Source organism: Mycoplana ramosa, assembly GCF_041930185.1.
GTDB lineage: Bacteria > Pseudomonadota > Alphaproteobacteria > Rhizobiales > Rhizobiaceae > Mycoplana > Mycoplana ramosa.
Map to the genome: position 1 here is coordinate 247,602 of NZ_JBHEEW010000002.1, position 26,190 is coordinate 273,791.

Below are 26,190 nucleotides of genomic sequence, written 5' to 3' on the forward strand. Positions count from 1 at the left end.
TGTGCCGATTCCCGTTCGGCGTCAAGGCGGAATTGGTTAACGAGGGATAAACACGCGGGCGGGAAACAGAATCATTTCCGCCACTTACCGGTCAGGGGCCGGTGACAGCCGTACCCGCCACCAGCCGCGACAACAGTGCTAGGAAAGCCTCCCGCGCCTTCACGCCGCCAAGCCGGGCTGTGCATTCGGCCTCGAACGCGGCTTCGACCTGGCAGATCTTCTGCACGAAGCTCTCCCCGATCGGTGTCAGGTAGAGCGCATTGGAGCGACGGTCCTGCAACGATGGTCGGCGCTCGGTCAACTGCCGCCGCTCCAGCGCATTGATGAGCGGCACGAAATTGGCTCGCTGGACGCCGAGCGCGTCGGCGATCTCGGTCTGTTTGCGACCCGGATTCGTGGCGATCAGGAGGAGGATTCCGTATTCGCCGGGGCGCAGATCGAAGCCCGCGAAACGCGACTGGAAGCGACGGGTCAGCAGCGCCTGCGTGCGCTTGATCTGGAAGATGACGCTGTGTTCGATCGACGAGACATCGAGCGCGCCGGCCTCACCTAGCTCCTCATTCACAACAATGTTTGTCATGGCGTCCCACATCGCCGTCTCTGAAACGAGGCTCCTCCGAAATACGGCAATTGGCAATACGCAAATGCCGGGCGACGGACACGACCTGGGGATAAATAGTATGACTTACATATGTCGTTCGGCTGAGGCGCCTCACACATTTGCGCGGCTGCAAAGTGTGCGGCGCCCCGACCGGATGCGTACCCTTAGGACGGGTCGTCGAACCGCTGCACTCGATCTCGCAATAGCCGGATCGTTTCACTGTTGGCGTTTGCGAAGGCAAAGCGGAGGTAGCGCTCCTGCCCCGGGCCGAAGTAGCTCCCGGGCAGGCAGAGTATGCCCGCCTTCCTGGCGAGCCCTTCCGCAACCTCGCTCGACGTTCTGTCCGCGAAGGGATGGCGGACGAAAGCGAAATAGGCGCCGACAGCGCCGATCGACCAGCCGTTCAACCCCTCCAGGGTTTCCTGGAGCGCCGCTGCCCGTTGAACGATTTCCATGCGGTTCTTTTCGCGCCATTCAGCCAGAAGAGGCAGCGCGTCGGCGACGGCGGCCTGCGCGGAGCGGGGCGGGCAAATCTGCACATTGTCCATGACCTTCGCAACCTGCTCGACGACAGCCGGACCAGCGGTGATCGCGCCGAGCCGGTGCCCGGGGATGCAGAAGGACTTGGAGAAGCTATAGAGGCTGATCAGCGTCTGCTGCCAGTCCGGCTTCTGGAACAATCCGTGCGGGCGCTGAACGCCTTCCGGCATGAAGTCGCGATAGGTCTCGTCCAGGATCAGCCAGATGCCCCGAGCCCGGCAAAGGTCGAAAATGTCGGACAAGAGCTCCGGCGGGTAGACCGCTCCCGTCGGATTGTTCGGGGACACGAGCGCCAATGCTCGCACCTTCGGCGTGATCGCTGCCTCAAGCATCGCCAAATCCGGCAGGAAACCGTTTTCGGGATCGCAGGGGGTCAGTTCCACCTTGATCCCCAGCATGGCGAGCGAAGTTTCCTGGTTGAAGTAGTACGGGTTGCTCATCAGCACGGTGTCGCCCGCGCCGGCGAGGGTAACCGCGGCGCAGACGAAGGCCTGATTGCATCCGGCCGTGACATGAACGTTTTCGGCACCGAGGCTGGCACCGTAGACCGAAGCCACGTGCGCCCCGTACACCTGCCGCAGGCGGGCGTCGCCCTCGATCGGGCCATAACCGGTATAGGCGCTATTGGCCGCATAGTCGCCAAGCAGCCGCAGCATCTCCGGATGGGCAGGATATCCCGGCACGGCCTGCGACAGGTCGATCATCGGGCCGCTGCGGCCGTCATAGCTTTTTCCCCAGGAGAAGACTGTGGGAATCGGCGGTGCGGCGAGGGTTTCAACGGCAGGGTTGAATTTGGGCATTAGCGCTTCTTTCAAGGTAAGGCCGCGTCAGACGCGGGTTCGTCGGTCCACGATTGGCTTGGCTCGCCGTCCGGCAGGCCGGGGAGGGGGCTGGAATTCTCTGCCGTCGTCCGCCCCCCTCGGCCGCGCAGCAGCATCCGCGCCGAGATTTGCGGCTCCGGCAAGCTGTCTTCCTCCAGTGAGGTGAACAGCCAGTCAATGAATACCTTGACGATGGGGGCCGCGCGGACGTCCTGCCGGCAAGCGACGTAGAAGGCATCATTGGCCGGAACCGACAAATCGAAAGGCACAACAATTTCACCGCGGGCGATCAGGCTCGCCGCCGTGATCGTGTCACCCAGCGCAATTCCCTGGCCGTGCAGGGCAGCCTCCGTCGAAAGGCGAGCGTCGCTCAAGAAATGCTGCGGCCCGCGCGGCAAGTGAACGGCATTGGCGGCGGCAAACCAGGTGTTCCACTCGCGCCCGTCGCGGTCGCCGTGCAACAGCGTGTGGTCGACGAGATCGCGCACGGAGCGCAAGGGCCGGCTGTTGAGAAGGGTAGGACTGGCAATCGGAAAGAGCCGCAGATGGCTCCAAAGGCGTGTCCAGCAGTCTGGCCAATTGCCGTCGCCATAGAGAATGGACACGTCGACGTCACCCGAGAACACCTGAGACGGATCGTTCGCCGGAATGAGGGTGAGCTTGATGCCAGGATATCGATCGGTAAAACGGTTCAGCCGTGGGATGATCCAGAGCGACAACAATGCTGGCACGCAGGTGATTGTCAGCGAACCGGTGGTCGCCGGCCGTTTCATCAATGCCGTCGCCGCCGCGATGCCGCCGAACGCCTCGGTCACCGCCGGCAGCAGCAGAGCGCCCTGCGAGGTCAGCTTGAGCCGCTTGCCGCCGCGCTCGAACAACGCGGCGCCAAGCGAGTCTTCGAGCGCCCGGATCTGATGACTGATCGCACCATGGGTAACGCTCAATTCGCGCGCAGCTGCCGAGACCGAACCTCGACGCGCCGCCGCCTCGAAGGCGCGCAGCGGGTTCAGGGGCGGCAGGCGGCTGGACATGGATGACGGTGCGCTCGATGTGAATTTTTCTCACGCAAAACGCTATAACAATGTCAATTGCTTTTCCAGCCGTTTTGTTACGTAATGATGACAACAAGGGCAGAAGCCCGGGGGGAGCAGATCGGCAAATACATCGAATCGAAGCCCCCGTGCGCCCGGCATTTCGGAAAGCGAGGCGGAAAATGGCATTCGACGAAAACAAGCTGAAGGCATTGCGGGACAAGTTCGCAGAGGGCCACGGCGGCGACATCTTCGACCCGGCCTTCCGCCGGGTCGCCGACAAGATCTTCTCCAAGAGCGGCACCCGCCTTGCCCCCTATGCCGGCGTGCCGACCTTCCTGGCTGCGCCGCACATGCCGGTCGACGCTGAAAACCCGGATTTCGGCAACCTTCAGGTCGCCATCACCGGCGTGCCGATGGACCTCGGCGTCACCAACCGCAACGGCTCGCGCTTCGGGCCGCGGGCGATGCGCACGATCGAGCGCATCGGCCCCTATAACCACGTGCTCGACTGCGCGCCGGTGCACGACCTGCGGGTCGCCGACATCGGCGACGTGCCGTTCCGCAGCCGCTACCGGCTGGAGATGAGCCACGAGGACATCGAGAAGCGCTTCAACCAGATCGTCGACGCCGGCGTGATCCCGCTCGCCGTCGGCGGCGACCACTCGATCACCCACCCGATCATGAAGGCGGTCGGCAAGAAGCAGCCGGTCGGCATGATCCACATCGACGCCCATTGCGACACCGGCGGCTCCTTCGACGGCACCAAGTTCCACCACGGCGGGCCGTTCCGCAACGCCGTGCTCGACGGCGTGCTCGACCCGACCCGCACGATCCAGATCGGCATCCGCGGCTCCTCCGAATACCTGTGGGAGTTCTCCTACGAATCCGGGATGACCGTCATCCACGCCGAGGAGGTCACCGGCATGGGCATCGCGGCGATCGTCGAGAAGGCGAAGCAGGTCGTCGGCGACGGCCCGACCTATCTCTCCTTCGACATCGACAGCCTCGACCCGAGCTTCGCGCCCGGCACCGGCACGCCGGAGATTGGCGGGTTGACCACCCGCGAAGTGCTGGAACTGCTGCGCGGCCTGAAGGGCGTCAATCTCGTCGGCGGCGACGTCGTGGAAGTGGCCCCGCAATACGACGCCACCACCAACACGGCGCAAGCCGGTGCGCAGGTGCTGTTCGAAATCCTCAGCCTGATGGTATTCAGCCCTTCCGTCACGGCAAAGGCCTGACCTATAATACAAAATGGGAACGAGCCGGACCGGCATGCAACCGGCCGGCACAAACTGGAGAAAGACGATGCGTGACATCCTCAACGCCAATATCAGCCGCCGCGGCGTGCTCGGCGCCAGCGTCGCCGGTGCATCGCTGCTGGCGATGCCCTCGATCCTGCGCGCGCAGGAAAAATCCCTGAAGGTCGGCGTCTACGGCGGCTATTTCAAGGATTCCTTCGACAAGAACATCTTCCCCGAATTCACCAAGGCCACGGGTATCGCCGTGGAGTCGGTCGCCGAGCCGACCGGCGAGGCTTGGCTCGTGCAGCTCGAGCAGGCCGCCAAGGCCGGCCAGGCCCCGGCCGACGTCTCGATGATGTCACAGGTGGCGATGCTGAAGGGCCAGGCGACCGAGCTCTGGGCGCCGATCGACACGGCCAAGATCAAGAACGCCGGCAACCTGCTCGACCGCTTCGTCAACAAGTATCCGGACGGCCGCATCGCCGGCATCGGCGCGGTGGCGTGGTACATCACGCTCGTCACCAACACCAACGTCTACAAGGAGGCGCCGACCTCCTGGCAGGCGTTCTGGGATCCGGCCAATGCCGACAAGCTCGGCCTGCTGGCGCTCGTCTCCAACTCCTTCCTGCTGGAAGTGACGGCCAAGACCTTCATGGGCGGCACCAATGCGCTCGACACGGAAGAGGGTATCCTCAAGGCCTTCGAAAAGCTCGCCGAGGTCAAGCCGAACGTGGCGCTCTGGTATCGCGACGAGGCGCAGTTCGAACAGGCGCTGAAATCGGGCGAGATTCCGATGGGGCAGTACTACCACGACGTCACTGGCCTTGCCGCCGCCGACGGCCACCCGGTCCGCTCGACCTTCCCGAAGGAAGGCGGCATCCAGGATTCCGGCTGCTGGGCGCTGTCGCGCGCTTCCAAGAAGGTCGACGAGGCCCACGTCTTCATCGACTACATGTGCCAGCCGGCGATCCAGGCGACGCTGTCGCGTAAGGTTGGCACGGCACCGACCGTCAAGCGCGAGCTGCTTGATCTGACGGACGCGGAATTCGCCGCGGTCTCGTCCGACATCGAGCCGATCATCCCGCGCTACGATCTCTACCAGACCAAGTCCGACTGGCTGAACCAGAAGTGGACGGAGCTGATCGTCGGCTGATGATTACCTTCCCCTCGAGGGGAAGGGTCGACACGCACGGCCAGGGTGGGGTGACCACAAGCGCTCGATGTCACACCACCCGCGCGTGCCCCCCAAGGGGAGGCGAAAGCCACATGACGAAGCTCGCCGAGGCCTCGGCTGTGGCGCGCAATCGTCGGGTGCCGCCATTTCTCTCAAGCGCGTGGCGCAAAATAACAGGAAACCAATGTCCGGACTGGCACTTCAGAACGTCACCAAGGAATTTGGCAACTTCACCGCGGTGAAGAGTGTCGACCTCGCCGTCCCGCACGGAACCTTCGTCTGCCTGCTCGGTCCGTCCGGTTGCGGAAAGACCACCTTGATGCGGATGATCGCCGGCCTCGATCTGCCAACCCGCGGCGTGATCAGTCTCGACGGGGCGGACATCACCCGCGTGCCGACCCACAAGCGTGATCTCGGCATGGTGTTCCAGTCGCTGGCGCTGTTTCCGCACCTGACTGTCGGCGAGAACATCGCCTATTCGCTGCGCATCCGCGGCGTCGCCAAGGAGTACCAGGTCAAGCGCGTCAACGAACTGCTGGCGATGATCCATTTGTCCGGCTACGCCGACCGGCCGGTATCAAAACTCTCCGGCGGCCAGCGCCAGCGCGTCGCGATCGCGCGCGCACTCGCCATCTCGCCGAAACTGTTCCTGCTGGACGAGCCGCTGTCGGCCCTCGACGCCAAGCTGCGCGAGGCGATGCAGGTGGAACTGCGCCAGCTGCAGCAGCGCCTCGGCATCACCACCATCGTCGTCACCCACGACCAGCGCGAGGCAATGACCATGGCCGACACGGTCGTGGTGATGAACAGCGGCGAGATCCGCCAGGCCGCACCGCCGGTGGAGATCTACCGCCGCCCGGCCGACGCCTTCGTCGCCGATTTCATCGGCATGACCAATCTGATCGACTTTTCCGCCGAGGGCGCGGGCCGCGCCAGCGTGCTCGGCACGAGCGTCGAGGGTCTGGCCATCCCGGAGGGGCTGGGCAAGGGCGTCCTGTCGGTGCGCCCCGAGGACGTCCAGCTGACCGCGCCCGGCCACGGCGCCATCACCGGCAAGGTCACCTTCGTGCGCGATCTCGGCGGCACGATCGAGACCTTCGTGGAGGCCGGCGGCAAGCAGGTCGTCGCCGTCTCGATGCCGAACGCCCGCCCTGACGTCTCGGTCGGCCAGGAGGTCGGCATCCGGCTTTCGCCCGACGCCTGCGTGGTGCTGAAGTCATGAGACGCGAAGCGCCGCAGAAATTTTCCGACTACGGTCCGCTGTTCTTCCCGGCGGCAATGCTGACGGTGTTCTTCGTGATCCCGTTCGCCACGATGATCGCCGTCTCCTTCTTCAAGCGCGACCCGGCCGGCTTCTACTCGACCGCCTTCGTCTTCGACAACTACGCCCGCTTCCTCAGCCCGTTCTTCGGCAAGGTGCTCGGCTTCTCGCTGTTCCTGGCAATCGCCGTCGCCATTTGCTGCGTCGTCCTTGCCGTGCCGTTCACCTACCTGCTGTCGCGCGCCCAGCGCCGCACGCAGGTCGTCTGGCTGGTGGCACTGCTGTCGGTGCTGTCACTGTCCGAGGTCATCATCGGCTTCGCCTGGTCGACGCTGTTTTCGCGCACCGCCGGCATCACCAACCTCCTCGTCACCATCGGCCTGATGAGCGAGCCGGTGGCGTTGAACCCGAGTTTTGGCGCGGTGCTGACGGCGATGGTCTACCAGGCGCTGCCCTACACCGTGCTCGTACTCTATCCGGCGCTGGTGCGCCTCGACCCGACGCTGACCGAAGCGGCCCGCACGCTCGGCGCCTCGCCGCTGAAATCCTTCTTCACGGTGGTGATACCGGCGCTGCGCAACACCATCGTCGCCACGCTGATCATGGTCTTCATCTTCGCGCTCGGCTCGTATCTGTTGCCGCAGATCCTCGGCCGGCCGCAGCACTGGACGCTGTCGGTACTGATCACCGACCAGGCGATCTACCAGTCGAACATGCCGTTCGCCGCCGCCATGGCCGTGTTCCTGGTGCTGGTCACGCTCGGCCTCGTCGGCCTCACCGTCTATGCTGGCCGCAAGGGAGAAGCCGCATGAGTTCGTTTCTTCCCCGCCTCTATCTCGGGCTCGTCGGCCTTTTCCTGTCGCTGCCGCTGATCGTCGTCGCCGGGGTCTCGGTCAACGAGAAGCAGACGCTGGCCTTTCCGCCGCAGGGCTTTTCGCTCGCTTGGTACGGTCAGATCTTCACCAACGACGAGTGGCGCAACGCGCTGCTCGCCTCGGTGACGCTTGCCACCGTCTCGGCGGCGCTGGCGCTCCTGATTGCTTTGCCGCTCACCTGGTTCCTGTGGCGGCGCCATGCGCCCTGGGCCAACATCTTCCAGTTGCTCGGCATCGCCCCGTTCACGCTGCCGCCGGTCATCACCGCCCTCGGCATGCTGACCTTCTGGGCGACCACCGGCTTCTACGGCGCGCCCTGGACGGCTGCGATCAGCCATGCGATCTTCTTCGTCACCCTGCCGCTGGTCACGCTGTCGCTCGGCTTCTCCTCGATCGACCGGTCGCTGGTGGAAGCCGCCGCGACGATGGGTGCCGATGACCGGACGGTCTTCCGCACCGTCGTGCTGCCGCTGATCCTGCCCTATCTCGTCTCCGGCTATGCGTTTGCCTTCGTGCTGTCGCTGAACGAATACATCGTCGCCTACATGACCGTCGGCTTCACCATGGAAACGCTGCCGATCAAGATCTTCAACGCGCTACGCTACGGCTACACGCCGACCATGGCCTCGGTGACAATCCTGTTCGTCGCGCTCGCCGCGGTGATCTTCAGCCTCGTCGCCCGCTTCGGCGACCTACCGAAGCTGCTCGGCGCGATGGCGAACAGCGAGAAGTAGGGGAGTGAAATTTATTCAGCTGCGCCGAGATTCCTCGGGGGCGTATTTTGAGGGGAGGATTGCTTCGGAAGCCCAAGTGCGCGTGAACCAGGCTGATCCACCAGCTGTTCGACGAGCCGCTTGAGATCAGTCGGGGTCGTATGCCCGGCGACGACCTCGTGATAGCCGATCCCGGCCCGTCGCAGCGCCTCTTTCTTGACGGCGTCGCGGGCAGCGGCGCTTCCCTGATAGTGTCCACTGCCCTGGTATTCGATGGCGTGCCGTGGATAGCAGTCGCTGTCCACCAGCAGCAGATCGACCCGTTTCGAATTGATGCAACCGTAAGCATCCGAATCGGCACTACGAAGAATCTCGCCGAGTGACACCTGAGCCATCACCTGCCATGTCGGGTTGGTCTCGATCACGAGGCGATCAAGTTCTTTGAACACACGCACTTCACGCTTGTTCAGGGGCGGCTGCACGCTAAAGTCCGATCGCATGACGATCCGCAACTGATCGACGGCATCACGTGGCCTTGAAGGCGATCCGCCCTCTTGCCAGGGGCCGTTGCTGATATTGCCTTCAGGGCGCCGGCCACCCTTCCTCGCCGTCAACAACTCGGGCCTGGTAAACACTGCATATTCGACGGCCATGCCGATAATTGCCCCGACAAACAGTACGAGGATCAGCAGATGCGGCTTGTCGATCAGTGCGATAATCTCGGACGGCATGCCGGCATTCTGGATAGTCAGTGTGCATAAGTTGTTTTTGCCGCCAAAACTCACATGAAGACGAAACAACAGTTATCGGCGGTTCGCCGCCCCGGAGGAGACAACATGAAGATCGCAGCCTTGCAGATGCAGGCCGTCAACGGCGACAGCGACGCCAATCTCGCCCGCATTGCGGCAGCCGCGAAGGAGGCCGCCGCCCGGGGCGCAAAGCTCCTGATCGCGCCCGAACTAGCCGTCAGCGGCTACGGGGCAGGGGAGGCTTTTCCGAAGATCGCCGCCCCCGCGGAGGGCGAACTGGTCGAGCGGATCGCCACGATCGCCCGCGACCACGGCCTTGCCATCGTCACCGGCTTTGCCGAGGCGGAAGGGGACGTCGTCTTCAACAGCGCACTGTTCACCGACGGCATCGGCACCAATGCCGTCTACCGCAAATCCCATCTCTATGGCGACTACGAGCGGCAATGGTTCCGTCCGGAAGCCCCCACGTCGGTGATCGTCAGCCACGGTGGCCTGAACCTCGGCATGCTGATCTGCTACGATGTCGAGTTCCCGGAGAACGTGCGCCGGCTGGCGCTTGCGGGCGCCGATCTCGTCGTTGTGCCGACGGCGCTGCCGAAGGGCGCCTCCGGTGCCTTCATCGCCGACAAGATGATCCCGGTCCGCGCCTTCGAGAACCAGGCCTTCGTCGCCTATGTCAACCATTGCGGCACGGACGGGCGCTTCAGCTATGCCGGGCTCTCGCGCATTGCAGCACCCGATGGCAGCCTGCTGGCAGCGGCGCCGGCCGAGGACGAGGCGCTGCTTTTCGCCGAGATCGTTCCGTCGGACTATGCCACGTCTCGGGCGGAAAACTCCTACCTCGTCGATCTGGCGCGGCGAGTCTGACCCTCGTCATCGGACCGCGGTTGGATCATGTCGTGTTTAAGGACACGCTTAATTCAATCGCCAGCGCCCGATGAAAGAGCCGCTCGATCATGACGACTGTAACCGTCCATTGTCGCGATCCTGTCGGGTGATCGTGGTCAATCCTGCACGACCTCCCATTCGTCGCTCGGGTTGAAGGTGCGGATCTTCGCGGCAATCTCCGCCGTGTTCTCGCCTAGGTCAGCCTGGTAGATGATGCCATTCTTGTTGACGAGGAACGTCTTGATGCCGGTGAGCCCGTAGGTGACCGGCCAGGCGACGGCCGCATGGCCGGCGATCATGTTGCCGTTGATGACATAGCTGAACTTGCCGCCGGCGATGTTGTCCCCTTGGCCGGTGAGGATGCGGTAACGGTAGCCGTTATAGCCCTGTCCGGCCTTGGCTCTCTGAAGGGCGTCGCCGTCGGCCAACGCCGGCCCGGCCGGGCTCTCCTCACCGCCGAATTCCTCGGCCGGCCAGTAGAGGCCGTCCTGCTTGCCGGGGCTGCTGACGGTCTTCTGCGCATATTCGAGCACGCCGTCGCCGTCCCGGTCCTGCGACGCATAGTCCTCCTGCGCATCGACATAGGCTTTCAGCGTGTCGATCGTCGACAGTTCATTCTCGCCGACATGACGATCGGCGATCTCCTCGAGACCGGCATGGGTGTCGAAGGCCCATTTGCCCTTGTCGTCCTTTGCGAGCGGGAAGGGCAGCGGCCATTGGATCTTGCCGATGTCCAGCACCTTGTTGCCATCCTTGTCCTCGATGCGCACCGTCTCCTTCACGCCGGCCTGGATGTCGGCGAAGGTGTCCATCGTCCCGGGGTTGGCCTTGGCCTTCGCCGCGTCCAGCCCTAGAAGTTCCGCCACCTTGTCGAAGTCGCTGTTGTTCACCGCCGCCTTGAAGGCCTCCACCGCCTGTTCGGGCGTGTCGAACGCCGGCGGGGCTTTCCCCGCCACGTAATCGTCGAGCGGGCCTTTCGCCTGCGCCGCGGCGGGGGCCGGGACTAGCTGGATGACACCCAAAGCGATCGCGCCTGCAAGCGAAACGGCGATCCTGTCACGCACAATTCTCGACATCGCTCTCTCCTGATCGCCTGTTGTTCAACGACGTCCACCGCCGCGACCGCCGCCGCCGCCACGCGGTCGCGCTCCGCCACCGCCACCGCGACGCCCGCCGCTGCTGGCACTCGGCCGGCTCCGGCCACCGCCGCTCATCGACTGCCGGCCGCGATTGGAGGCAAGCTGCGTATTTCGCTTGCTGCTGACATTGCCCATCGCTGACGGTCGATTGCTGGAGCGCTTCTGCACCTGGCCGCCTGGCCTCGGCTTGTTGACCTTGCGGTTGGCGCTCGCGACCTTGCCGGCACCGGCCCCGCCCGGGCGGCTGACGCCCGCTCCGCCGCCGTCCCGCCGCGCGCCGGCAGCCTGTCCGCCGGTCCGCTGTCGCGCCCGATCGGCCGCCTCGACCTTGCTTCTGCGCACGTCGTCGACCGACACCTTGCCGGCCCGGTTGGCGAGCGTCTCGCCGCCATTGCGCCGCACCTCATTGGCGCGGTTGGCGATGTTGTTATCGCGATTCCCCTTGAAGTCGTTCTTGAACTGGGTCCGATCGAGGTTGGCGAACTGGTTCTTGTCGAACTTGATCTTCGAGCGGTCGATGTTCGACCAGTCGACCTCGTTCATCTTGAATTTGTCGCGGTCGATGTTGATGTCGTTGAAACACTTGTCGCAATCGATGTCGACATCGCCGCCCCAATTGCCGCCCCAAACGCCCCAGTCGTTCCAGTCGATGGTCGCCGCCCAGATCGCGGCACCGGTGATCGCCGCCGCGAAATAGGGCGCCGAGGGATAATAGTAATTCGGGTAGGGGTCGTCGTAGTAGCTGATCGGGGCCGGTGCGTAGCCGGGGTCATAAAGCATCTCCGGCTCGTATCTGGGGACGTAGATCACCTCGGGATTGGCCGCCTGGATCACGACGTTGTCACCCTCGTTGACGACCTTCATCTTGTCATCCGATTTGATGACGCCATCCGCGACCGCCTTGTCACGCAGGGTCTGGATGGCCATCAGCACGTCCTTTTGCTGGTAGGCCAGCGCGCTGCCGAGCGCCTGCGTCCAGTCCAGATCCTCGCTCATCATTTTCACGATGTCGGGATAGTTGAGCAGCGATATCACGCTGTCGTCCCAATCGCTCTTCGGCTTCAGATCCTTGTTCTTCGCCTTCTGCTCGAGGAAGCGCTCGGCCTCGACGATCTGCAGCGGAAACAGCGAGGCCGAGGAAACCAGCGCGACGAGTTCATCCGGATAGAGCGCGATGCGCGCAACCAGCACCTCCAGCTCGTCCTCGGTCAGAAGGTCGGGCTGCTCGGCCTGGGCTTCTCCGCCGGACTTTGCCGGGGCGGCAGCCTGCTGCTGCTGCGCCAAAGCCGATCCCGCCCAGGGAACGCTTGCTGTCACCAGCAGAAAGCCCATGACGCTCGAGCACAGGCAGCTTGAAAACCGTTCGAAATCCATGACCTTGAAACCTCCATCCGGTACACACCGGTCAATCAGCTTCAGTCCCGAGAATGCTCAACCCGGCCGCCGCAAACAGGGCGACTGGCCCACACGAGCAGGCCGCCATCACGGCATGGTAAACCGATGGCTGATTGTCCTCCAAAGCGAACCGGAAAAATAGTGACCATGCCGTAGCTACATGTAGCTACGGCCGTATGCACCACCTGCGGCGAAGGCGAGTCTGTCCCATAGGCATTGGGGGGCCGACGCCACGCCGCTGCGGGGCGCGGATGTTCTTGGCCGGCTCACCGTCGCAGGCGTCAGGGAGGCACAAGGTCCTCAATCACTGCCGGTCAACGCTACGAGCCAACGGGTGAGAGCCGATGCTGCAGCCGGCGGTGTGACGCATCGGTCTGGTGGGGTCTCCCGATAGCTTGGCGCCCTACAGACTGATCAGTGCGATCCCGGCCACCGCCAGGATCGCCCCGCCCCAGGCCGATGCGGATGGGGCGTGGCCCGTGCGCACCCAGACCATTGGAAGGATCAGGACCGGTGTCAGCGAGGACAGCGTCGAGACGATGCCGACATTGCCGTTCACGAGCGCTGCCATCAGCAGGGACATGCCAAGCCCGATCCCGAAGAATGCGGCCCCGAACGCGATGAGGCGCGTTCGCATGGTGAAGCTGGTTGCGGACTTCAGGCCGGGGATCGGCAATGCCGACAATGCGACGAAAAAGACGGCCGCAATCCCAGAGCGGATCGCCATGGCTGTGAACGGTTCCGCCCCCGCTGCCATCGCCGGGCGGGCGGCGAGACTGCCGAGCGCCTGGCCGACGGCCGTGACCACGCCAAGGGCGATCCCGAGCAGGGCAAGACGTCCGCCGACCGAATGGGCGGCCACGAGGTCGCGCCCCTTGCCTTCTTTCGGACCGCCGATTGCGAGCACGACGCCGGCCAGGACCAGGGCGATCCCGGCCCCCTGCTGCCCCGTGACCGTCTCGCCAAGCCACAGATAACCGAACAGCACGGCAAAGGGCGCCGACAGCGAGAAGAGAAGGGCGGTTCTGCGTGCGCCGGCGATGTAGATGGCCGCAAAGTAGGTCGTGCTGGCAATGATGATGCCAAACAGGCCGGACAGCGCCAACGATCCCGCCTGCCACGGTTCGATCGTGCGCCAGCCACCGGTCACAAGCGAGGCTGCGCCCGTCATGGCGAAACTCGCGATCATCTGCCACCGGGTCAGCACCAGCAACGGTACGCGACCCTTCAGTTCACCAATCAGCATTCCGCTCAATGCGATGCAGGCGGCGGCGGCGATGGCGAGGAGTTCGGACAGGTACATGGGGCGATCGTCTGTGGAATGCTGCGCCGCCTATGGCACAGAGCGAAACGATGCGACAATCGCTAAAACTCGCACATAAGTTTCCGTTCACAGTTCCCCGTGCTGCAAAGGGCGACCCAGCAGCGAGAACCGTGTCGGAACAATCAGCTCGCAAGCCCGAACGCTTCCTCCAACGCCTCCCAGGACTCGTCCATGGCGAAGGTCGGCGACAGAACGGGGATGCCAAAGTGACCAAAGCGGATCGACAGCTGCTGTTCGGCGGTTTCCTCGTCAACTCCGGCGATCTGCTGAAGATAGATAAGGGAGGCAAGACCGGTCCGATCGGCTCCGGATCGGCAATGGATCAGGATGGGTTTCGGCGCATCACGCAGAAGTGCCACGAGTTCCTTTGCCCTGGCCAGGGTGAACGGTTTCGATGAGGACATCCCGAAATTGAAATGTTTGACGCCGAGCCGCTCGGACGTTGCCAGTTCGCCGACGTACCACGGCGCGCTGCTGGGGCCGCGAAGATTGACGATCGTTCGGATCCCGTACTGCCGCACATAGCGTTCGATCTGTCCGCTCGAAGGCTGGGCGGCGCGATAAAGTTCGCCCGGAATGACTTCATGGAAATTGCCCGCGAGTTGCAGGCCGATCAGAAAGGCACTGCCGACAACGCCGATCAGGGCCGCCAGTCTTCCCGCCCAGACAACGTATCTTCGCATCAAACCCAACCCGTGCGTCTCCGCAATCAGCATGAATTCCGAAGCCAGACAGCACGGAAAACGTGCGCACTGTCGCTTGAGAAGCTGACAAACGGCTGAACGCCACGGGCGGAAAGACCGAACCGCCGCGCACGCAATGGCGCGCGGCCGGGGTTGTCGTCAGGATTGCGCAGGCGGACCTTGCCTCTTGAAAACAGCGAGTAATCGCTCGCTTGCTAGAGTTGTCCGTCCAGGGTGACCAGCGCCCGATAGAGTTCCGGCCGGCGGTCGCGGAAAAGACCCCAGCTCGAGCGCTGTCGCTCGATCGCGTCGAGATCGAAGGTGGCGACCAGCACCATTTCGCTCTGTCGGTCAGCCTCGACGATCTTCGCACCGGTCTGGTCGGCGATGAACGACGAGCCGTAGAAGGTGATCGACGTGTTGTTGCGACCTTCCTCGGTGCCGATGCGGTTCGAGGCGACGACGGGCATCATGTTGGCCCCGGCATGGCCCTGCATCACGCGCTGCCAGTGTGCGGCGCTGTCGAGCGTGGGGTCCTGCGGCTCGGTGCCGATCGCGGTCGGATAAAGCAGGATTTCCGCGCCCATCAGCGCCATGCTGCGCGCCGCTTCCGGGAACCACTGGTCCCAGCAAATGCCGCAGCCGATGGTGCCGAACCGGGTCTTCCAAACCTGGAAGCCGGTGTCGCCAGGGGAGAAATAGAACTTCTCCGTATAGCCCGGACCGTCTGGGATATGGCTCTTGCGGTAGTTGCCGAGCACCTTGCCATCGGCATCGATGATCGCGAGCGAGTTGAAGCGCGCCTGGCCTGCCTCTTCGAAATAGCTGACGGGCAGCACAACGCCGAGTTCCTGCGCAAGCCTTGCGAAATGCGCCACCAGCGCATTGCCCGCCAACGGCCTTGCGAGCACATGGAAGTCGGAAAACTGGTCCTGGCAGAAATACGGCGTCTCGAACAGTTCCTGGATCAGGATGATGTTCGCTCCCCGTCCCGCCGCCTCGCGCACGAGCCGGTCGGCGGTGGCAATGTTTTGATCGGTGTCCCAACTGCAGGCCATCTGTGTGGCTGCCAGCGTCACTTGCCGCATGGTGATGTTCCCTTGTGTGCTGCGGAGTGGTTGCCCCTCACCCTAACCCTCGCCCCGCAAGCAGGGAGAGGGGATTTGCCATGCACGACGCATTCCGCTCGTGGATCCGATGCGGGGAGAAGTGCCGGCAGGCGGATGAGGGGCAGCGTTCCCTTTTATTCTTACGCCTGATAGGTGATCCGTCCGTCGCAGATCGTCGTCACCGGCCGCACCGAGGCGAGGTCCTCATACGCCGTGCGTTCGACGTCTCCGGAGAGCACGACAATGTCGGCGAGGTAGCCTTGCTTGAGCACTCCCTTGCGATCCTCCATGAACTCGACCCAGGCACTGGTCCTGGTGTAGGCCTCGAGCGTCTCCTTCAACGTCAGCCGCTGGTCGGCCATGCCCGCCTTCCAGGTCTTGCGCGTCATCGCGTCGTGGATGCAACTCATCGGATCGAGCGGCGAGACCGGCCAGTCGGTGGCAAAGACGATCTTCGCGCCGGCATCAACGAGGGTGCGCCAGGCAAAGGCATAGGGCCAGCGCTCCTCGCCGATATAGGAGAGGTAGGGCTCCAGCGGCAGGCCGGCATTGCCGGGCGGATGGGTCGGCTGCATCGAGGCGACGGTGCCTGTCTCGGCGAAGCGCTTGATGTCGTCGGGGTGGACGACCTCGATGTGCTCGATGCGGTTACGGCTGTCGCGCCCGCCGTTCGCCGTGATCGCCGCCGCGTAGCCGTTGAGCACCATGCGCACCGCGCCGTCGCCGATCGCGTGCACGGCGATCTGCAGGCCGAGCTTGTCGGCCACGATCGCGATGGTGTCGAACTGGTCCTGCGTGAACAGCGGCTCGCCCTTCCAGCCGGGCTGGTGTTTGTAGTCGTCGATGAAGACCGCGGTGCCCGACTCGGTGACGCCGTCCATGAACATCTTGACGAAATCGCAGCGCAGCTTGTCGGTGTCGAAACGGGCGCGCCAGGCGGCCGCCTTGTCCGTAAGATCACTGAGTGGCATGAAGTTCTTCATGTGGAAGGGCATGCGCACCCGCACCGGCAGGCCGTCGGTCTTCTCGATCTCGTCAAGCATCTCCAGCTGGTAGAGGCTGCCGTCCATGTTCTGCAGCGAGGTGATGCCGAGCGACGCGCAATAGGCAAGGCCCCGCTTGATGACGGCGATATCCTTGGCGCGCGCCTCGGTCGTGACGTGCTCCGGATCGCCGCCGGTGCCGACGCCGAGCATCTCGCGCCCGCCGGTCTCGCTGAGGGCCGCGACCGGGCGCATCGCGTCGGATTCGCGCAATTCGCCACTGGCAAGCCCGTCGTCGCCCATGACGATCTCGTTGCCGACGCCGACGTCGCCGCCCTTCAGGATCCCCGCCTTCTCCAGCGCGATCGTGTTCGCCCAGGCGGTATGACGATCCGGCGCCACCATCATGAAAGGCCGATCGGAGATGACGCGATCGAGGTGGTGGCGGGTGACGCGCTCGTGATCGGAGAGGATCGTATAGTCGGCATACTGTGCCTCGAGCAGCGGCAGGTCGGGATTGGCCGCCGCGTAGGCGCGCACCTTCTCCTGCAAGGTCTCGAAACCCTTGACACCGAAGAGGGAGAGCTGGGTGAGGCCGACCGAACCGCCGAAGATATGCATGTGCGCTTCGTTGAAGCCGGGCAGCACCGTACCGCCCTTGGCGTCGATGACATGCGTGTCGGGGCCGGAAAAGACGTCGATCTGCGCCTCGGAGCCGACAGCAAGAATGCGATTGCCCGAAATCGCGATCGCTTCCGCCGCCGGGTTCGCCTCGTCCATGGTGAGGATCCGCGCGTTGCGGATGATATAGCTTGCTTCTTTCTGCATGGTGTTCCCTCGGTCTTTTTTCGGCCGGTCGATCCGCGTCGTTGTGGCAGATCGCCGGCTCTATTTTGGTGGCGCGGCGCCACTGGCGCCCACGCAAGTGTCAGAACGCCATGGCGCTGATCAGGCGGAAGAAGGCGAATATGTCCTGCTTCAGTTCGTCATCCAGCGGATTGGGTTGCGAGGACTGCTTGACGATGACCGTCTTCGTGCTCGGGTCGACATAGAGCCACTGGCCATGGATGCCGATCGCGCAAAAGGCGCCGTCGGCTTCTCCCGACTGATACCACTGACTGCGATAACGGCCGTTCGGCAGCATCGTGTTGAGACCGGCGACCCAGGCCTCGTGGTCGCCGTTGGTCGTCATATCGGCGATCCAGGACTCGGGCACGATCTGACGGCCATTCGCTGCGCCGCCGGTGCGCAGCAGTTCGCCCACGCGGGCGAGGTCACGGGCGGTCATGCAGATGCCGCCGGCGCAGCGCGGCGTGCCGATCGCGTCAACGGTCACATAGGCGTCGTTCTTAGCCCCCATCGGTTGCCACAACAACTCCGACATGAGATCGGAGAAGCGCCGCCCGGTAACCCGCTCGATGATCACGCCGAGCAGGTCGGAATTCGGCGAAGCGTAAAAGAACGGGCCACCATGGGCGCGTTGCGCCTTCGGCAACGTCATCAGGAACGAGGCGAGCGTTTCGGTCGGGGCACCCGGCTCCGGCGGATTCCACAGTGTGGCACGGCGATAGCGCGCAAAGGCGCCAAGCGGATCGAGATAAGCCTCCTCGAAGTCGAGACTGACCCGCATGTCGAGCACGTCGCGATAGCTGCAGGTGCCATACGCACTGCCGCCCGCCTCCGGCAGGTAGTGGGTGACCAGGCGATCGGGATCAATCACCCCCTGGGCTTCCAGGATGCCCGAAATGATCGCCGTCATCGACTTCGAGATGGAGAAAATGAGGTGCCTCGCGTTCACGTCCGCATGGGGTGCGTAGTGTTCCGCGACGATGCGACCATCGCGCAGGACGACGAAGCCGTCCGTATGCGCGTAGTCGAGAAATTCCCCGACCGTTGCAGCGCCTTCGACGTCGGTTTCGACCCTCGTAGCCAGAAACGCTTCGGAAGCGATCGTCTCCTCCGGATCCGGACGGGACGCACGGATCTCCGCGGTCGGCACGAGGTCGCGGGCATTCTGGAAGCCCCAGCGGTTGAAGGGAGCCGTGCGCCAGTTCGCAAGCGTTACGTCGGAACGGGCAAAGCCGTGCTGGTCCCTGAAGGTGGAAGTCATCGCATCACCTGACCGGCTGGCGGAAAGTCAGGCTTTCGCCGCGGCGGTCTCCTCCTGATCGCGCAACCGGGCGCGAAAATTCATCATGCGACTGCGCCGCGCTATTTCGCGCGGCGCAGTTCTTGCGGCTGTCAGTTACTTATGCAGCTCGGTCCAGATCTTGCTGTAGAGCTGCAGCGTTTCCGGCTCGCAGTTCGCGAGGAACTCGCCTGCCGGTTGGAATTCGGCCGGGATGAACAGCTCCGGCGCCGACTGCATTTCGGCCGGCATGAAGGCTTCCGAGCCCTTGATGCCGTTGGCATACTTGGCAAACGCGGAAAGCATCGCCGCATTTTCCGGTTCCATGATGAAGTTCATGAACAGCTTGGCATTTTCGGTGTTCTTCGCGTCCTTCAGCAGAGCGACGCTGTCCATGAAGTAGGGGAAGCCCTCCTTCGGATAGCCGAACTTGATGTCCGCGTTCTTCGCGCGCGAGCGCATGATGGCGCCGTTCCAGTAGTACACGGCCGCGTAATCGCCGGCAGGCAGCTTCTCCGTCACGCTGTAGTCCATGGCAAGCCATTTCGACTTTGCCTCGACAAGCTTGTCGCGGACCTTGCGAAGGACCTCCTTGTCCATCGTGCACCACTCGCCGCCAAAATACTTGATGGTGGCGAAGAGGACGTCGTTCATTTCCGGCGCCACATTGATCTTGCCGACCAGCTCTTCCGGCGGATCCAGGAAGATTGCGGAGGTGTTGATGTCGCCCTTGTAGACCGAGGTGTTGACGCCGATGCCCGTCAGGCCCCACAGCCACGGAACGGTATAGTGGCGACCCGGATCCCACGGCACGTCGACCCAACGCTCGTCGACGTTCTTGAAGTTCTCCATCTGGTCGGGACGGGCTTCCTGCAGAAGGCCTTCCTTGACCCAGACCTGAACATAATTCGCCGAGGGCACGACGAGGTCGAAGCCGTGACCGCCAGCCCGGACCTTGGCGAGCGCGGTGTCGTTGGAGTCGTAATCGGTGATCGTCACCTTGACGTCGTATTTCGCTTCGAACTTCTTGATGAGCTCGGGATTGGTGTAGTCACCCCAGTTGTAGATGTTGAGCTCGCCCGCCGCCGAAGCGGTGTTCGCCAGCGCCAGCACGCCAACCGCCGCCATTGCTGTCGTTGCCATCCATTTCATTTTCATTCTCTGTTCCTCTCTGTGATTTGTTTCCGAGATGACTACTGCTTTCGCCGATTGATGAAGAAGAAGACCACGACGAGCGCAGTCGAAAGCGCAAGGAATACGGTGGCGATCGCGTTGATCTCCGGGGTAGTCTCGCGCCGGAGCTGTCCGAGCATGTAGGTCGGCAACGTGTCCTGCCCGCCGGATTTCACGAATTCCGTGATGACGACGTCATCGAGCGAAATGACGAAAGCCAGCATGAAGCCGGCGATGATCGCCGGGCGCAGCAGTGGCAGGGTCACATGCCAGAAGGTCTTCCAGGGCGTCGCGTAGAGGTCGGCCGCCGCCCGTTCCAGCGTCAGGTCCATGCTTTCGAGACGGGCGCGGATGGGCAAGTAAGCGAAGGGAATGCAGAAAGCGGTATGAGCAGCAATCAGGTAGCCCAGGCCCGAGTAGCCGGTCCAGACCTTGATCCGCGAGAAGACGATCAGCAGCGCCACCGCGGTGACGATTTCCGGCACCATGAGCGGCTGGTTGATCAGCGCGTATTTGAAGGTCAAGCCGCGATAGGGCTCCGTCCGCGTTGTCGCAAGCGCAGCCATCGTGGCCGCGATCGATGCGAGAAACGCCGCCCATGAAGCGATGACGAGCGAACGGATGGCTGCTTCCTGGACGGAAGCGTTCTGCCATGCCGCCACGAACCAGCGCGTCGAAAAGCCATCCCAGCGGGACAGCGACTCCGCCCCGTTGAACGAGTAGATTACGAGCGCGCCGATCGGCAGATAAAGCGCGAAGAACGTGAACAGGGTGATGAGCATGAAGCCGGGCTGGGCGCGGACGTCAAAGCGTGACTTAAGCATGGCCCGATCCTCCCCGCGAGGCATTGCGGACATAGAAGATCAGCGCGACCATCACCAAGGCCATCAGAGTAATCGACATCGCCGCCCCCAGCGGCCAGTTGCGGCCCGAGCCGAACTGCATCTCGATCAGGTTGCCGAGCATCATGTTCTTGCCGCCGCCGAGCACGCGCGGGATGACGTAGGCACCGAGCGACGGGATGAACACGAGGATCGAGCCGGCGATAAGGCCGGGCTTCACCAGCGGGATCACGACCCGCCGCAGCACCTGGAAACGCGTCGCATAGAGATCGTACCCCGCCTCGACCAGCCGGAAGTCGAGCTTTTCGATCGAGGCATAGAGCGGCAGCACCATGAGCGGCAGATACACATAGGTCATGCCAAGCAGGTTGGCGGTGTCGGTGTACATGATCTGCAGGGGCTGCTTGATGATGCCGAGCCAGATCAGGGCGTTGTTCAGGAGGCCCTCGTTGCGGATGACCTGCTGCATGGCGAAGGTGCGGATCAGCAGGTTGGTCCAGAACGGGATCGTCACCAGGAACACCCAGATTTCGCGGGTGTGCGGCGGGCGGGTCGCGATGAAATAGGCTGTCGGAAAACCGAGGATCAGCGTGAGGACCGTCGTGAAGAACGACAGCTGGATCGAGCGCCAGATGATGGACAGGTGCGCGTCGGCAAACCCCAGCGTGTCATCGAAAATGTCACGCTGGAAGAGGACCGAGGTCCACCCCTCAAGCGAGAACTCGCCGAACCTTACGTCGCCATAGTCTCCCTTCGCCATGAAGGAGTAGAGCAGCATGACGAACAGAGGCCCGACGGCCGCAAAGAAAATGATGAACAGAGCTGGCGCACTCAGCAGCCAGCGGGAGCGAATATCCTTTGTCTTGGCCGCGAGGGCGGCCTGCTGCGCGCCGTTCATCGTCAGTCCCTCAGGATCTGGGCGACGTCGTCGCTGAAGCCGATGCCGACCGTGTCGTCCTTCGAGAAGCCGCTATGGCCGCTGCGGGCATTCTGCTGGCGAACCATGAAGGCCTTGCCGTCGTCGAGGCGGATGTGAAAATGAGTGTCGGTCCCGAGATAAACCACCTCGTGGACGACACCGCGCAACAGCGAAGCAGGCGAAGGCGCGCTGACCTGGGCATGCTCAGGGCGGACAACGATCGTGACCTTGCCGCTCGGCGTCAGGTCGGCGGGGAAGGCCGCGGGAATCTCTGCGCCCGACGAGAGGCGCACACGGGCCTTGTTGCCGGAAACGGAAACGACGTCGGCTTCAAGGAAATTGGTCTCGCCGATGAAGTCGGCGACGAAGCGTTCGGCCGGGCGGTCGTAGATATCCCAGGGCGTGCCGACCTGGCGAACCGTGCCGGTCGACATCACGGCGATGCGATCCGACATCGTCAGCGCTTCTTCCTGGTCGTGGGTGACGAAAACGAAGGTGATGCCGGTTTCGAGCTGCAGGCGCTTCAGCTCCATCTGCATCGACTTGCGCAGTTTCAAGTCCAGCGCCGAAAGCGGCTCATCGAGCAGCAACACCTTCGGCTGCGGCGCAAGCGCGCGGGCGAGCGCCACACGCTGCTGCTGGCCGCCGGAAAGCTGCGTGACCGCGTTGTCTCCGCGACCTTCAAGATGCACGAGCTTCAGCATCTCCTTGACCACACTGTCGATCTTCGCTTTTTGCGTGCCCAGCATCTTGAGCCCGAAGCCGATGTTTTCCGCGACGGTCAGATGCGGGAAGAGCGCGTAGTTCTGGAAGACCGTATTGACCGGCCGCTGGTTGGGACGAAGGCTGGAGATGTCCTTGCCGTCGAGCAGCACCTGACCTTCGGTCGGAAGCTCGAAACCGGCGATCATTCGAAGCAGCGTGGTCTTGCCGCAACCGGAAGGTCCGAGCAGCGTAAAGAACTCGTTCGACCGAATATCCAGCGTTACGTCGTTGACGGCCTGAAAGGTGCCGAACCACTTCTGGATGGCGCGCATGCCGATAGCGCCGCCATTGGCGGACTTCACCTGGGTCTGGTCCATTTGTTCCCCATTTCACCCGGGTTCGAAAGGCTCGCCCTTCATCCCGGCGTCTGCACATGGCTGCTTGTCGCAGCTTCTATGTGATTGTCGTCGCTTGCTTATGATCACAACAAACCATAATTTGATCAAAACTGTAAAGAGGCAATTTCGCGGACAAGACAATAACAACCATACGTCGAAATAGGTCGGGGAACTGAACGCAAGCCTTTCCGGATCGGTGCGCCTGCGGAAAGAGAATATAAGCATTTTTCAAAGGGTTAGTACAATGCACGATGCGCCTGCACGAGGGGCATCGGGCTCTACCCACGGAGGGGACAGGCATGCTGGTGTCGGAGGGGAGGCAACCATGCGAATCAGTGAAGCACTGGGTCCATCGCACCCTACGCCATGCCCTCATGACGGGACGTTTCCAGCCGGGCGAACCCGTGACCATAAACGGCCTCGCCGAGATGCTGGCCGTGAGCGCGATGCCAGTGCGCGAGGCGCTGCAATATCTGGTTGCCGACGGCGCACTGGAGCTTCTGGACAACCGCCGTGTTCGCGTTCCGGAGATGGTGCCGGAAAAATTCGACGAGATCCTCGCCGCCCGCATCGCGCTGGAAACGGTCGCGGCCGAACGGGCTCTGCCGCAAATGGACTTCCTTCGCCTCGCCCGGCTCCAGCATCTCGATTCCCTTGTGGACGCTGCCTACGATGCCGGGGACATCGAGCGCGGCATCGTGGCCAACTTCGATTTTCACCGCTGCATCTATGAAGTCCACTCCAGCGGCGTCCTTCTGCCAATGATCGAATCTCTCTGGCTGCGGCTGGGCCCCTTCATGCGCCACGCCGCGGAAAACCATTGGCAAAGCTACAAGGTCGACCGGCACGCCGAAGCATTGGATGCAATCCGTGATCGGAACGCTGAAGCTCTGAAAACCGCGATAACCGCGGATATCCAGGACGGAATCGGCCATCTGGGCCGGGCGCAGTTTCTTGACACCGCCGCGCGCACGTTCTGATGGAGGGGGTCAACCGGTGCTTACCAAGAAGCGCCAATTGCCTGCACAAAGCCGCGCCCAGGATTGCGCCGACAGCGCTCAGATTTCGTAGTCGGCCATCACGTTCAGCGAAGCGATGAAACGCTTGGTCCGCTCGCGTTCCGGCCGGGAAAAGATCTGTGCCGGCGGCCCGCTCTCAACGATGACGCCGCCATCGAGAAACACGACCTTGTCGGCCACGCGCGAGGCGAGCCGCAGGTCGTGCGTCGCCATCATCATGGTCGTGCCCTCGCGCGCCAGCCGGCCAAGCACGTCGACGACCTCCTCGGCGAGTTCCGGATCGAGTGCGGACGTCGGCTCGTCGCAGAGAAGCACGCGCGGGGAGGGGGCGAGCGCGCGCGCGATTGCGACGCGCTGCTGCTGGCCGCCCGAAAGCGTCGCCGGCCAGGCGTCCGCCTTGTGCGCCATGCCGACCTTCTCCAGCAGTTCCATCGCCCGGCTCCGCGCGCGCTCCACCGGCCATTTCAGCACCGTCACCAGGCCTTCCATGACGTTCTCGATCGCGGTGCGGTGCGGAAAAAGCTGGAAATTCTGGAACACCATGCCCGTCTGGCGACGCAGACGCTGAATGTCGGCCCAACCGAGCCGTGCCGTTTCCGAGAAGGAAAGCATCTCCTCGCCGATGCGCACGGTTCCGCGTGTCGGGATCTCCAGGAGGTTGACGCAGCGAAGCAACGTGCTCTTGCCCCCGCCAGAGGGACCGACCAGCGCGGTCACCGTGCCTTCCGGCATTTCTACACTGACGTCGTTGAGCACGACATTGTCGCCAAAGCGCTTCTCGATGTGTCCGAGTTCGATCATGCGCGTGCCTCCAGGAAGCCGCCGTAACGGGAGAAGCGCTTCTCCAGCCGCACCTGCAGCGCGGAAAGGACCGAACTCATGGCGAGATAGATCAGCGCAGCCTCGATATACAGGATCAGCGGTTCGTAACTGGTCGCGACGATGCGCTGCGCCGTCTGGAACAGTTCGGGAACCGTGATGGCGGCTGCGAGCGAGGTGTCCTTGACCAGCGAGATGAAGGTGTTCGACAGCGGCGGCACGGCGGTGCGGCCTGCCTGAGGCAGGATCGTGCGGCGCATCGCCTGGCCCCAGCTCATGCCGATCGAATAGGACGCCTCCCACTGGCCCCGCGGCACCGAGGCGATCACCGCGCGGATGATCTCGGAGGTGTAGGCGCCGACATTGAGGCTGAAGCCGATCAGCGCGGCCGGGAAGGCATCGAGCAGGATACCCATGCTCGGCAGGCCGTAGAAGATCACGAACAACTGGACCAGAAGCGGTGTTCCGCGGAAAATCCAGACGTAGAAGCGCGCGATTGCGACGAAGGGTTTTGGCGCAAACAACCGGACGATGGCAGTCAGGAGGCCGAGTGCCAGCCCGAAGGCGAAGGACAGAAGCGTCAGCGGAATGGTGAAGATGAGGCCGGCCCACAGAAGGGGGCCAAGCGAATCGAGCATCAGTTGGAGCCAGTGCGGCAAGACAAACCTCGGAAGAAGCGTGCGGGCACTGCCCCGGCACGGATACTCGGAAATACGGTCAATCTACAGGAGAAGCGGCGAGGGCGTCACGTTCCTTTTGTGACGCCCTGCAGCAGAAAGAGTTGCGGCAGGGCCGGGCGATTGCATTCGCCCGGGGCCGCGTCATCCAGGCCTGCGGTTACTTCGATACGTCCTGACCGAAGTACTTGTCAGCGATCTTCTGATAGGTCCCGTCGGCCTTGATCTCGGCCAACGCCTTGTTGATGGCATCGACGAGCTCCGGCTCACCCTTGCGCACGATAATGCCGGAATAGTCGGCATCAGCCTGCTCGGCAGCGATCTTCACGTTAGCGTCCGGCTTGTGTTTCTTGAAATCGAGAAACGACAGGCTATCGTTGATCGTCGCGTCGGCACGGCCGGTCAGTACGAGCTGGATCGACTGGTCGAAGCCGTCGGTCCCGACGAGCTCGGCACCGTTTTCCTGGGCGAGCTTGCCGAAGTTGCTGGTCAGCGACTGCGCCGACTTCTTGCCCTTCAGGTCCGCGAAGTCCTTGATGCTGTCGTCGTCGGCGCGTACGACCAGCACGGCCTTGGAAGCGATGTAGGGGTCGGAGAAATCGTACTTCTGCTTGCGGGCGTCGGTGATACCGACCTGGTTGATCACCGCGTCGTAGCGGTTGGCGTCGAGGCCGGCGATCAGACCGTCCCACTTGCCTTCCAGAAACTCCACCTTCACGCCGAGCTTGGCGGCGACGGCCTCGCCGATCTCGACATCGAAACCGACGAGCTTGCCGGTTTGGTCGTGATAGGTGAAGGGGGCATAGGTGCCTTCCGTGCCCACCTTGAAAACACCGGCAGACTGGATCGCTGCCAGATTGTCGCCGGCGAGGGTCGGAACCAGGAAGGCCGCCTGCAACAGGCTTGCGGCAGCGATGGACTTGAACCAGGACATGTCGTTCTCCGTTTCTGGCCACTGAACTTGTGTGCTCTAGATCGCA

Annotated in this window: 25 protein-coding genes; 7 read left to right on the plus strand and 18 right to left on the minus strand. The window is 63.2% G+C overall.

The window, feature by feature from the left end; genetic code table 11:
• Positions 1-91: 91 nt before the first annotated feature.
• The 3 genes from JNC62_RS03710 to gcvA all read right to left on the minus strand — a co-directional run bounded on the left by JNC62_RS03710 (position 92) and on the right by gcvA (position 2,993).
• Positions 92-592, minus strand: coding sequence for a MarR family winged helix-turn-helix transcriptional regulator (locus JNC62_RS03710; RefSeq protein WP_374836073.1), 501 nt, complete (start codon positions 590-592; stop codon positions 92-94).
• 173 nt (positions 593-765) lie between these two features.
• Positions 766-1,941, minus strand: coding sequence for an aminotransferase (locus JNC62_RS03715; protein WP_374836075.1), 1,176 nt, complete (start codon positions 1,939-1,941; stop codon positions 766-768).
• 11 nt (positions 1,942-1,952) lie between these two features.
• On the minus strand, positions 1,953-2,993 hold the full coding sequence (gcvA, locus tag JNC62_RS03720) for a transcriptional regulator GcvA (protein ID WP_374836077.1): 1,041 nt from the start codon (positions 2,991-2,993) through the stop codon (positions 1,953-1,955).
• 182 nt (positions 2,994-3,175) lie between these two features.
• On the opposite strand from gcvA, the gene speB reads away from it, so the two are divergent.
• The 5 genes from speB to JNC62_RS03745 all read left to right on the plus strand — a co-directional run bounded on the left by speB (position 3,176) and on the right by JNC62_RS03745 (position 8,281).
• Positions 3,176-4,234, plus strand: a complete 1,059-nt coding sequence (gene speB, locus JNC62_RS03725) for an agmatinase (RefSeq protein WP_374836079.1) — start codon at positions 3,176-3,178, stop codon at positions 4,232-4,234.
• Positions 4,235-4,301: 67 nt separating this feature from the next.
• On the plus strand, positions 4,302-5,390 hold the full coding sequence (locus JNC62_RS03730) for an ABC transporter substrate-binding protein (protein WP_374836082.1): 1,089 nt from the start codon (positions 4,302-4,304) through the stop codon (positions 5,388-5,390).
• 205 nt (positions 5,391-5,595) lie between these two features.
• Positions 5,596-6,633 carry an ABC transporter ATP-binding protein gene (locus tag JNC62_RS03735; protein ID WP_374836084.1) on the plus strand — a complete coding sequence of 346 codons (1,038 nt, stop codon included), beginning with the start codon at positions 5,596-5,598 and terminating at the stop codon, positions 6,631-6,633.
• Entirely contained in the window at positions 6,630-7,484 is an 855-nt protein-coding gene (locus JNC62_RS03740) for an ABC transporter permease (protein ID WP_374836086.1), read from the plus strand. The genes JNC62_RS03735 and JNC62_RS03740 overlap by 4 nt, the downstream gene beginning before the upstream one ends.
• Positions 7,481-8,281, plus strand: a complete 801-nt coding sequence (locus JNC62_RS03745) for an ABC transporter permease (protein ID WP_374836088.1) — start codon at positions 7,481-7,483, stop codon at positions 8,279-8,281. Before JNC62_RS03740 ends, JNC62_RS03745 begins: the two co-directional genes overlap by 4 nt.
• Before the next feature lie 11 nt (positions 8,282-8,292).
• Here the strand turns inward: JNC62_RS03745 and JNC62_RS03750 are convergent, their stop codons facing one another.
• The gene (locus JNC62_RS03750) at positions 8,293-8,991 is read right to left on the minus strand and encodes a DUF2726 domain-containing protein (RefSeq protein WP_374836090.1); all 699 of its coding nucleotides are present in this window, start codon (positions 8,989-8,991) and stop codon (positions 8,293-8,295) included.
• A gap of 105 nt (positions 8,992-9,096) precedes the next feature.
• On the opposite strand from JNC62_RS03750, the gene JNC62_RS03755 reads away from it, so the two are divergent.
• Complete coding sequence (locus JNC62_RS03755) at positions 9,097-9,876, plus strand: carbon-nitrogen hydrolase family protein (RefSeq protein ID WP_374836092.1); 780 nt, start codon at positions 9,097-9,099, stop codon at positions 9,874-9,876.
• Between the two features lie 137 nt (positions 9,877-10,013).
• On the opposite strand, the gene JNC62_RS03760 is transcribed toward JNC62_RS03755, so the two are convergent.
• From JNC62_RS03760 to JNC62_RS03810, 11 genes are all read right to left on the minus strand, one after another.
• The gene (locus JNC62_RS03760) at positions 10,014-10,973 is read right to left on the minus strand and encodes a DUF2950 family protein (protein ID WP_374836094.1); all 960 of its coding nucleotides are present in this window, start codon (positions 10,971-10,973) and stop codon (positions 10,014-10,016) included.
• Between the two features lie 24 nt (positions 10,974-10,997).
• Positions 10,998-12,410, minus strand: a complete 1,413-nt coding sequence (locus JNC62_RS03765; RefSeq protein ID WP_374836096.1) for a DUF3300 domain-containing protein — start codon at positions 12,408-12,410, stop codon at positions 10,998-11,000.
• A gap of 424 nt (positions 12,411-12,834) precedes the next feature.
• Positions 12,835-13,734: a DMT family transporter gene (locus JNC62_RS03770; protein ID WP_374836098.1), complete on the minus strand. Its 900-nt coding sequence runs from the start codon at positions 13,732-13,734 to the stop codon at positions 12,835-12,837.
• A 143-nt stretch (positions 13,735-13,877) separates the two neighbouring features.
• The gene (locus tag JNC62_RS03775) at positions 13,878-14,438 is read right to left on the minus strand and encodes a dual specificity protein phosphatase family protein (RefSeq protein ID WP_374836099.1); all 561 of its coding nucleotides are present in this window, start codon (positions 14,436-14,438) and stop codon (positions 13,878-13,880) included.
• A gap of 215 nt (positions 14,439-14,653) precedes the next feature.
• The gene (gene aguB, locus JNC62_RS03780) at positions 14,654-15,526 is read right to left on the minus strand and encodes an N-carbamoylputrescine amidase (protein ID WP_374836101.1); all 873 of its coding nucleotides are present in this window, start codon (positions 15,524-15,526) and stop codon (positions 14,654-14,656) included.
• A gap of 161 nt (positions 15,527-15,687) precedes the next feature.
• Positions 15,688-17,358 carry an amidohydrolase gene (locus JNC62_RS03785; RefSeq protein WP_374836103.1) on the minus strand — a complete coding sequence of 557 codons (1,671 nt, stop codon included), beginning with the start codon at positions 17,356-17,358 and terminating at the stop codon, positions 15,688-15,690.
• Positions 17,359-17,458: 100 nt separating this feature from the next.
• A complete protein-coding gene (locus JNC62_RS03790) occupies positions 17,459-18,640 on the minus strand; it encodes a serine hydrolase domain-containing protein (RefSeq protein ID WP_374836105.1) in 1,182 nt (393 codons plus the stop codon).
• A gap of 135 nt (positions 18,641-18,775) precedes the next feature.
• Complete coding sequence (locus tag JNC62_RS03795; protein WP_374836335.1) at positions 18,776-19,810, minus strand: extracellular solute-binding protein; 1,035 nt, start codon at positions 19,808-19,810, stop codon at positions 18,776-18,778.
• Positions 19,811-19,851: 41 nt separating this feature from the next.
• Complete coding sequence (locus JNC62_RS03800) at positions 19,852-20,655, minus strand: ABC transporter permease (RefSeq protein WP_374836107.1); 804 nt, start codon at positions 20,653-20,655, stop codon at positions 19,852-19,854.
• Positions 20,648-21,571: an ABC transporter permease gene (locus JNC62_RS03805; RefSeq protein ID WP_374836109.1), complete on the minus strand. Its 924-nt coding sequence runs from the start codon at positions 21,569-21,571 to the stop codon at positions 20,648-20,650. The genes JNC62_RS03800 and JNC62_RS03805 overlap by 8 nt, the downstream gene beginning before the upstream one ends.
• Positions 21,572-21,573: 2 nt before the next feature.
• Positions 21,574-22,674: an ABC transporter ATP-binding protein gene (locus JNC62_RS03810; RefSeq protein WP_374836111.1), complete on the minus strand. Its 1,101-nt coding sequence runs from the start codon at positions 22,672-22,674 to the stop codon at positions 21,574-21,576.
• Between the two features lie 320 nt (positions 22,675-22,994).
• Here JNC62_RS03810 and JNC62_RS03815 point away from each other — a divergent pair, with 320 nt between their 5' ends.
• Positions 22,995-23,675, plus strand: coding sequence for a GntR family transcriptional regulator (locus JNC62_RS03815; protein ID WP_374836113.1), 681 nt, complete (start codon positions 22,995-22,997; stop codon positions 23,673-23,675).
• A gap of 78 nt (positions 23,676-23,753) precedes the next feature.
• Here JNC62_RS03815 and JNC62_RS03820 read toward each other — a convergent pair whose 3' ends face one another.
• The 3 genes from JNC62_RS03820 to JNC62_RS03830 all read right to left on the minus strand — a co-directional run bounded on the left by JNC62_RS03820 (position 23,754) and on the right by JNC62_RS03830 (position 26,144).
• On the minus strand, positions 23,754-24,515 hold the full coding sequence (locus tag JNC62_RS03820; RefSeq protein ID WP_374836115.1) for an amino acid ABC transporter ATP-binding protein: 762 nt from the start codon (positions 24,513-24,515) through the stop codon (positions 23,754-23,756).
• Positions 24,512-25,192: an ABC transporter permease subunit gene (locus JNC62_RS03825; protein ID WP_374836116.1), complete on the minus strand. Its 681-nt coding sequence runs from the start codon at positions 25,190-25,192 to the stop codon at positions 24,512-24,514. Before JNC62_RS03825 ends, JNC62_RS03820 begins: the two co-directional genes overlap by 4 nt.
• Positions 25,193-25,370: 178 nt before the next feature.
• Positions 25,371-26,144: an amino acid ABC transporter substrate-binding protein gene (locus tag JNC62_RS03830; protein WP_374836118.1), complete on the minus strand. Its 774-nt coding sequence runs from the start codon at positions 26,142-26,144 to the stop codon at positions 25,371-25,373.
• Positions 26,145-26,190 lie beyond the last annotated feature (46 nt).

Coding starts and splice junctions, on each gene's coding strand:
- JNC62_RS03745 (WP_374836088.1), top strand. CDS start 7,481: ATGAGTTCGTTTCTTCCCCGCCTCTATCTCGGGCTCGTCGGCCTTTTC.
- JNC62_RS03715 (WP_374836075.1), bottom strand. CDS start 1,941: ATGCCCAAATTCAACCCTGCCGTTGAAACCCTCGCCGCACCGCCGATT.
- JNC62_RS03770 (WP_374836098.1), bottom strand. CDS start 13,734: ATGTACCTGTCCGAACTCCTCGCCATCGCCGCCGCCGCCTGCATCGCA.
- JNC62_RS03760 (WP_374836094.1), bottom strand. CDS start 10,973: ATGTCGAGAATTGTGCGTGACAGGATCGCCGTTTCGCTTGCAGGCGCG.
- JNC62_RS03775 (WP_374836099.1), bottom strand. CDS start 14,438: ATGCGAAGATACGTTGTCTGGGCGGGAAGACTGGCGGCCCTGATCGGC.
- JNC62_RS03765 (WP_374836096.1), bottom strand. CDS start 12,410: ATGGATTTCGAACGGTTTTCAAGCTGCCTGTGCTCGAGCGTCATGGGC.
- JNC62_RS03755 (WP_374836092.1), top strand. CDS start 9,097: ATGAAGATCGCAGCCTTGCAGATGCAGGCCGTCAACGGCGACAGCGAC.
- JNC62_RS03830 (WP_374836118.1), bottom strand. CDS start 26,144: ATGTCCTGGTTCAAGTCCATCGCTGCCGCAAGCCTGTTGCAGGCGGCC.
- JNC62_RS03735 (WP_374836084.1), top strand. CDS start 5,596: ATGTCCGGACTGGCACTTCAGAACGTCACCAAGGAATTTGGCAACTTC.
- JNC62_RS03790 (WP_374836105.1), bottom strand. CDS start 18,640: ATGACTTCCACCTTCAGGGACCAGCACGGCTTTGCCCGTTCCGACGTA.
- JNC62_RS03750 (WP_374836090.1), bottom strand. CDS start 8,991: ATGCCGTCCGAGATTATCGCACTGATCGACAAGCCGCATCTGCTGATC.
- gcvA (WP_374836077.1), bottom strand. CDS start 2,993: ATGTCCAGCCGCCTGCCGCCCCTGAACCCGCTGCGCGCCTTCGAGGCG.
- JNC62_RS03810 (WP_374836111.1), bottom strand. CDS start 22,674: ATGGACCAGACCCAGGTGAAGTCCGCCAATGGCGGCGCTATCGGCATG.
- JNC62_RS03730 (WP_374836082.1), top strand. CDS start 4,302: ATGCGTGACATCCTCAACGCCAATATCAGCCGCCGCGGCGTGCTCGGC.
- JNC62_RS03805 (WP_374836109.1), bottom strand. CDS start 21,571: ATGAACGGCGCGCAGCAGGCCGCCCTCGCGGCCAAGACAAAGGATATT.
- JNC62_RS03795 (WP_374836335.1), bottom strand. CDS start 19,810: ATGAAATGGATGGCAACGACAGCAATGGCGGCGGTTGGCGTGCTGGCG.
- JNC62_RS03815 (WP_374836113.1), top strand. CDS start 22,995: ATGCTGGTGTCGGAGGGGAGGCAACCATGCGAATCAGTGAAGCACTGG.
- speB (WP_374836079.1), top strand. CDS start 3,176: ATGGCATTCGACGAAAACAAGCTGAAGGCATTGCGGGACAAGTTCGCA.
- JNC62_RS03710 (WP_374836073.1), bottom strand. CDS start 592: ATGTGGGACGCCATGACAAACATTGTTGTGAATGAGGAGCTAGGTGAG.
- JNC62_RS03800 (WP_374836107.1), bottom strand. CDS start 20,655: ATGCTTAAGTCACGCTTTGACGTCCGCGCCCAGCCCGGCTTCATGCTC.
- JNC62_RS03820 (WP_374836115.1), bottom strand. CDS start 24,515: ATGATCGAACTCGGACACATCGAGAAGCGCTTTGGCGACAATGTCGTG.
- JNC62_RS03740 (WP_374836086.1), top strand. CDS start 6,630: ATGAGACGCGAAGCGCCGCAGAAATTTTCCGACTACGGTCCGCTGTTC.
- JNC62_RS03785 (WP_374836103.1), bottom strand. CDS start 17,358: ATGCAGAAAGAAGCAAGCTATATCATCCGCAACGCGCGGATCCTCACC.
- aguB (WP_374836101.1), bottom strand. CDS start 15,526: ATGCGGCAAGTGACGCTGGCAGCCACACAGATGGCCTGCAGTTGGGAC.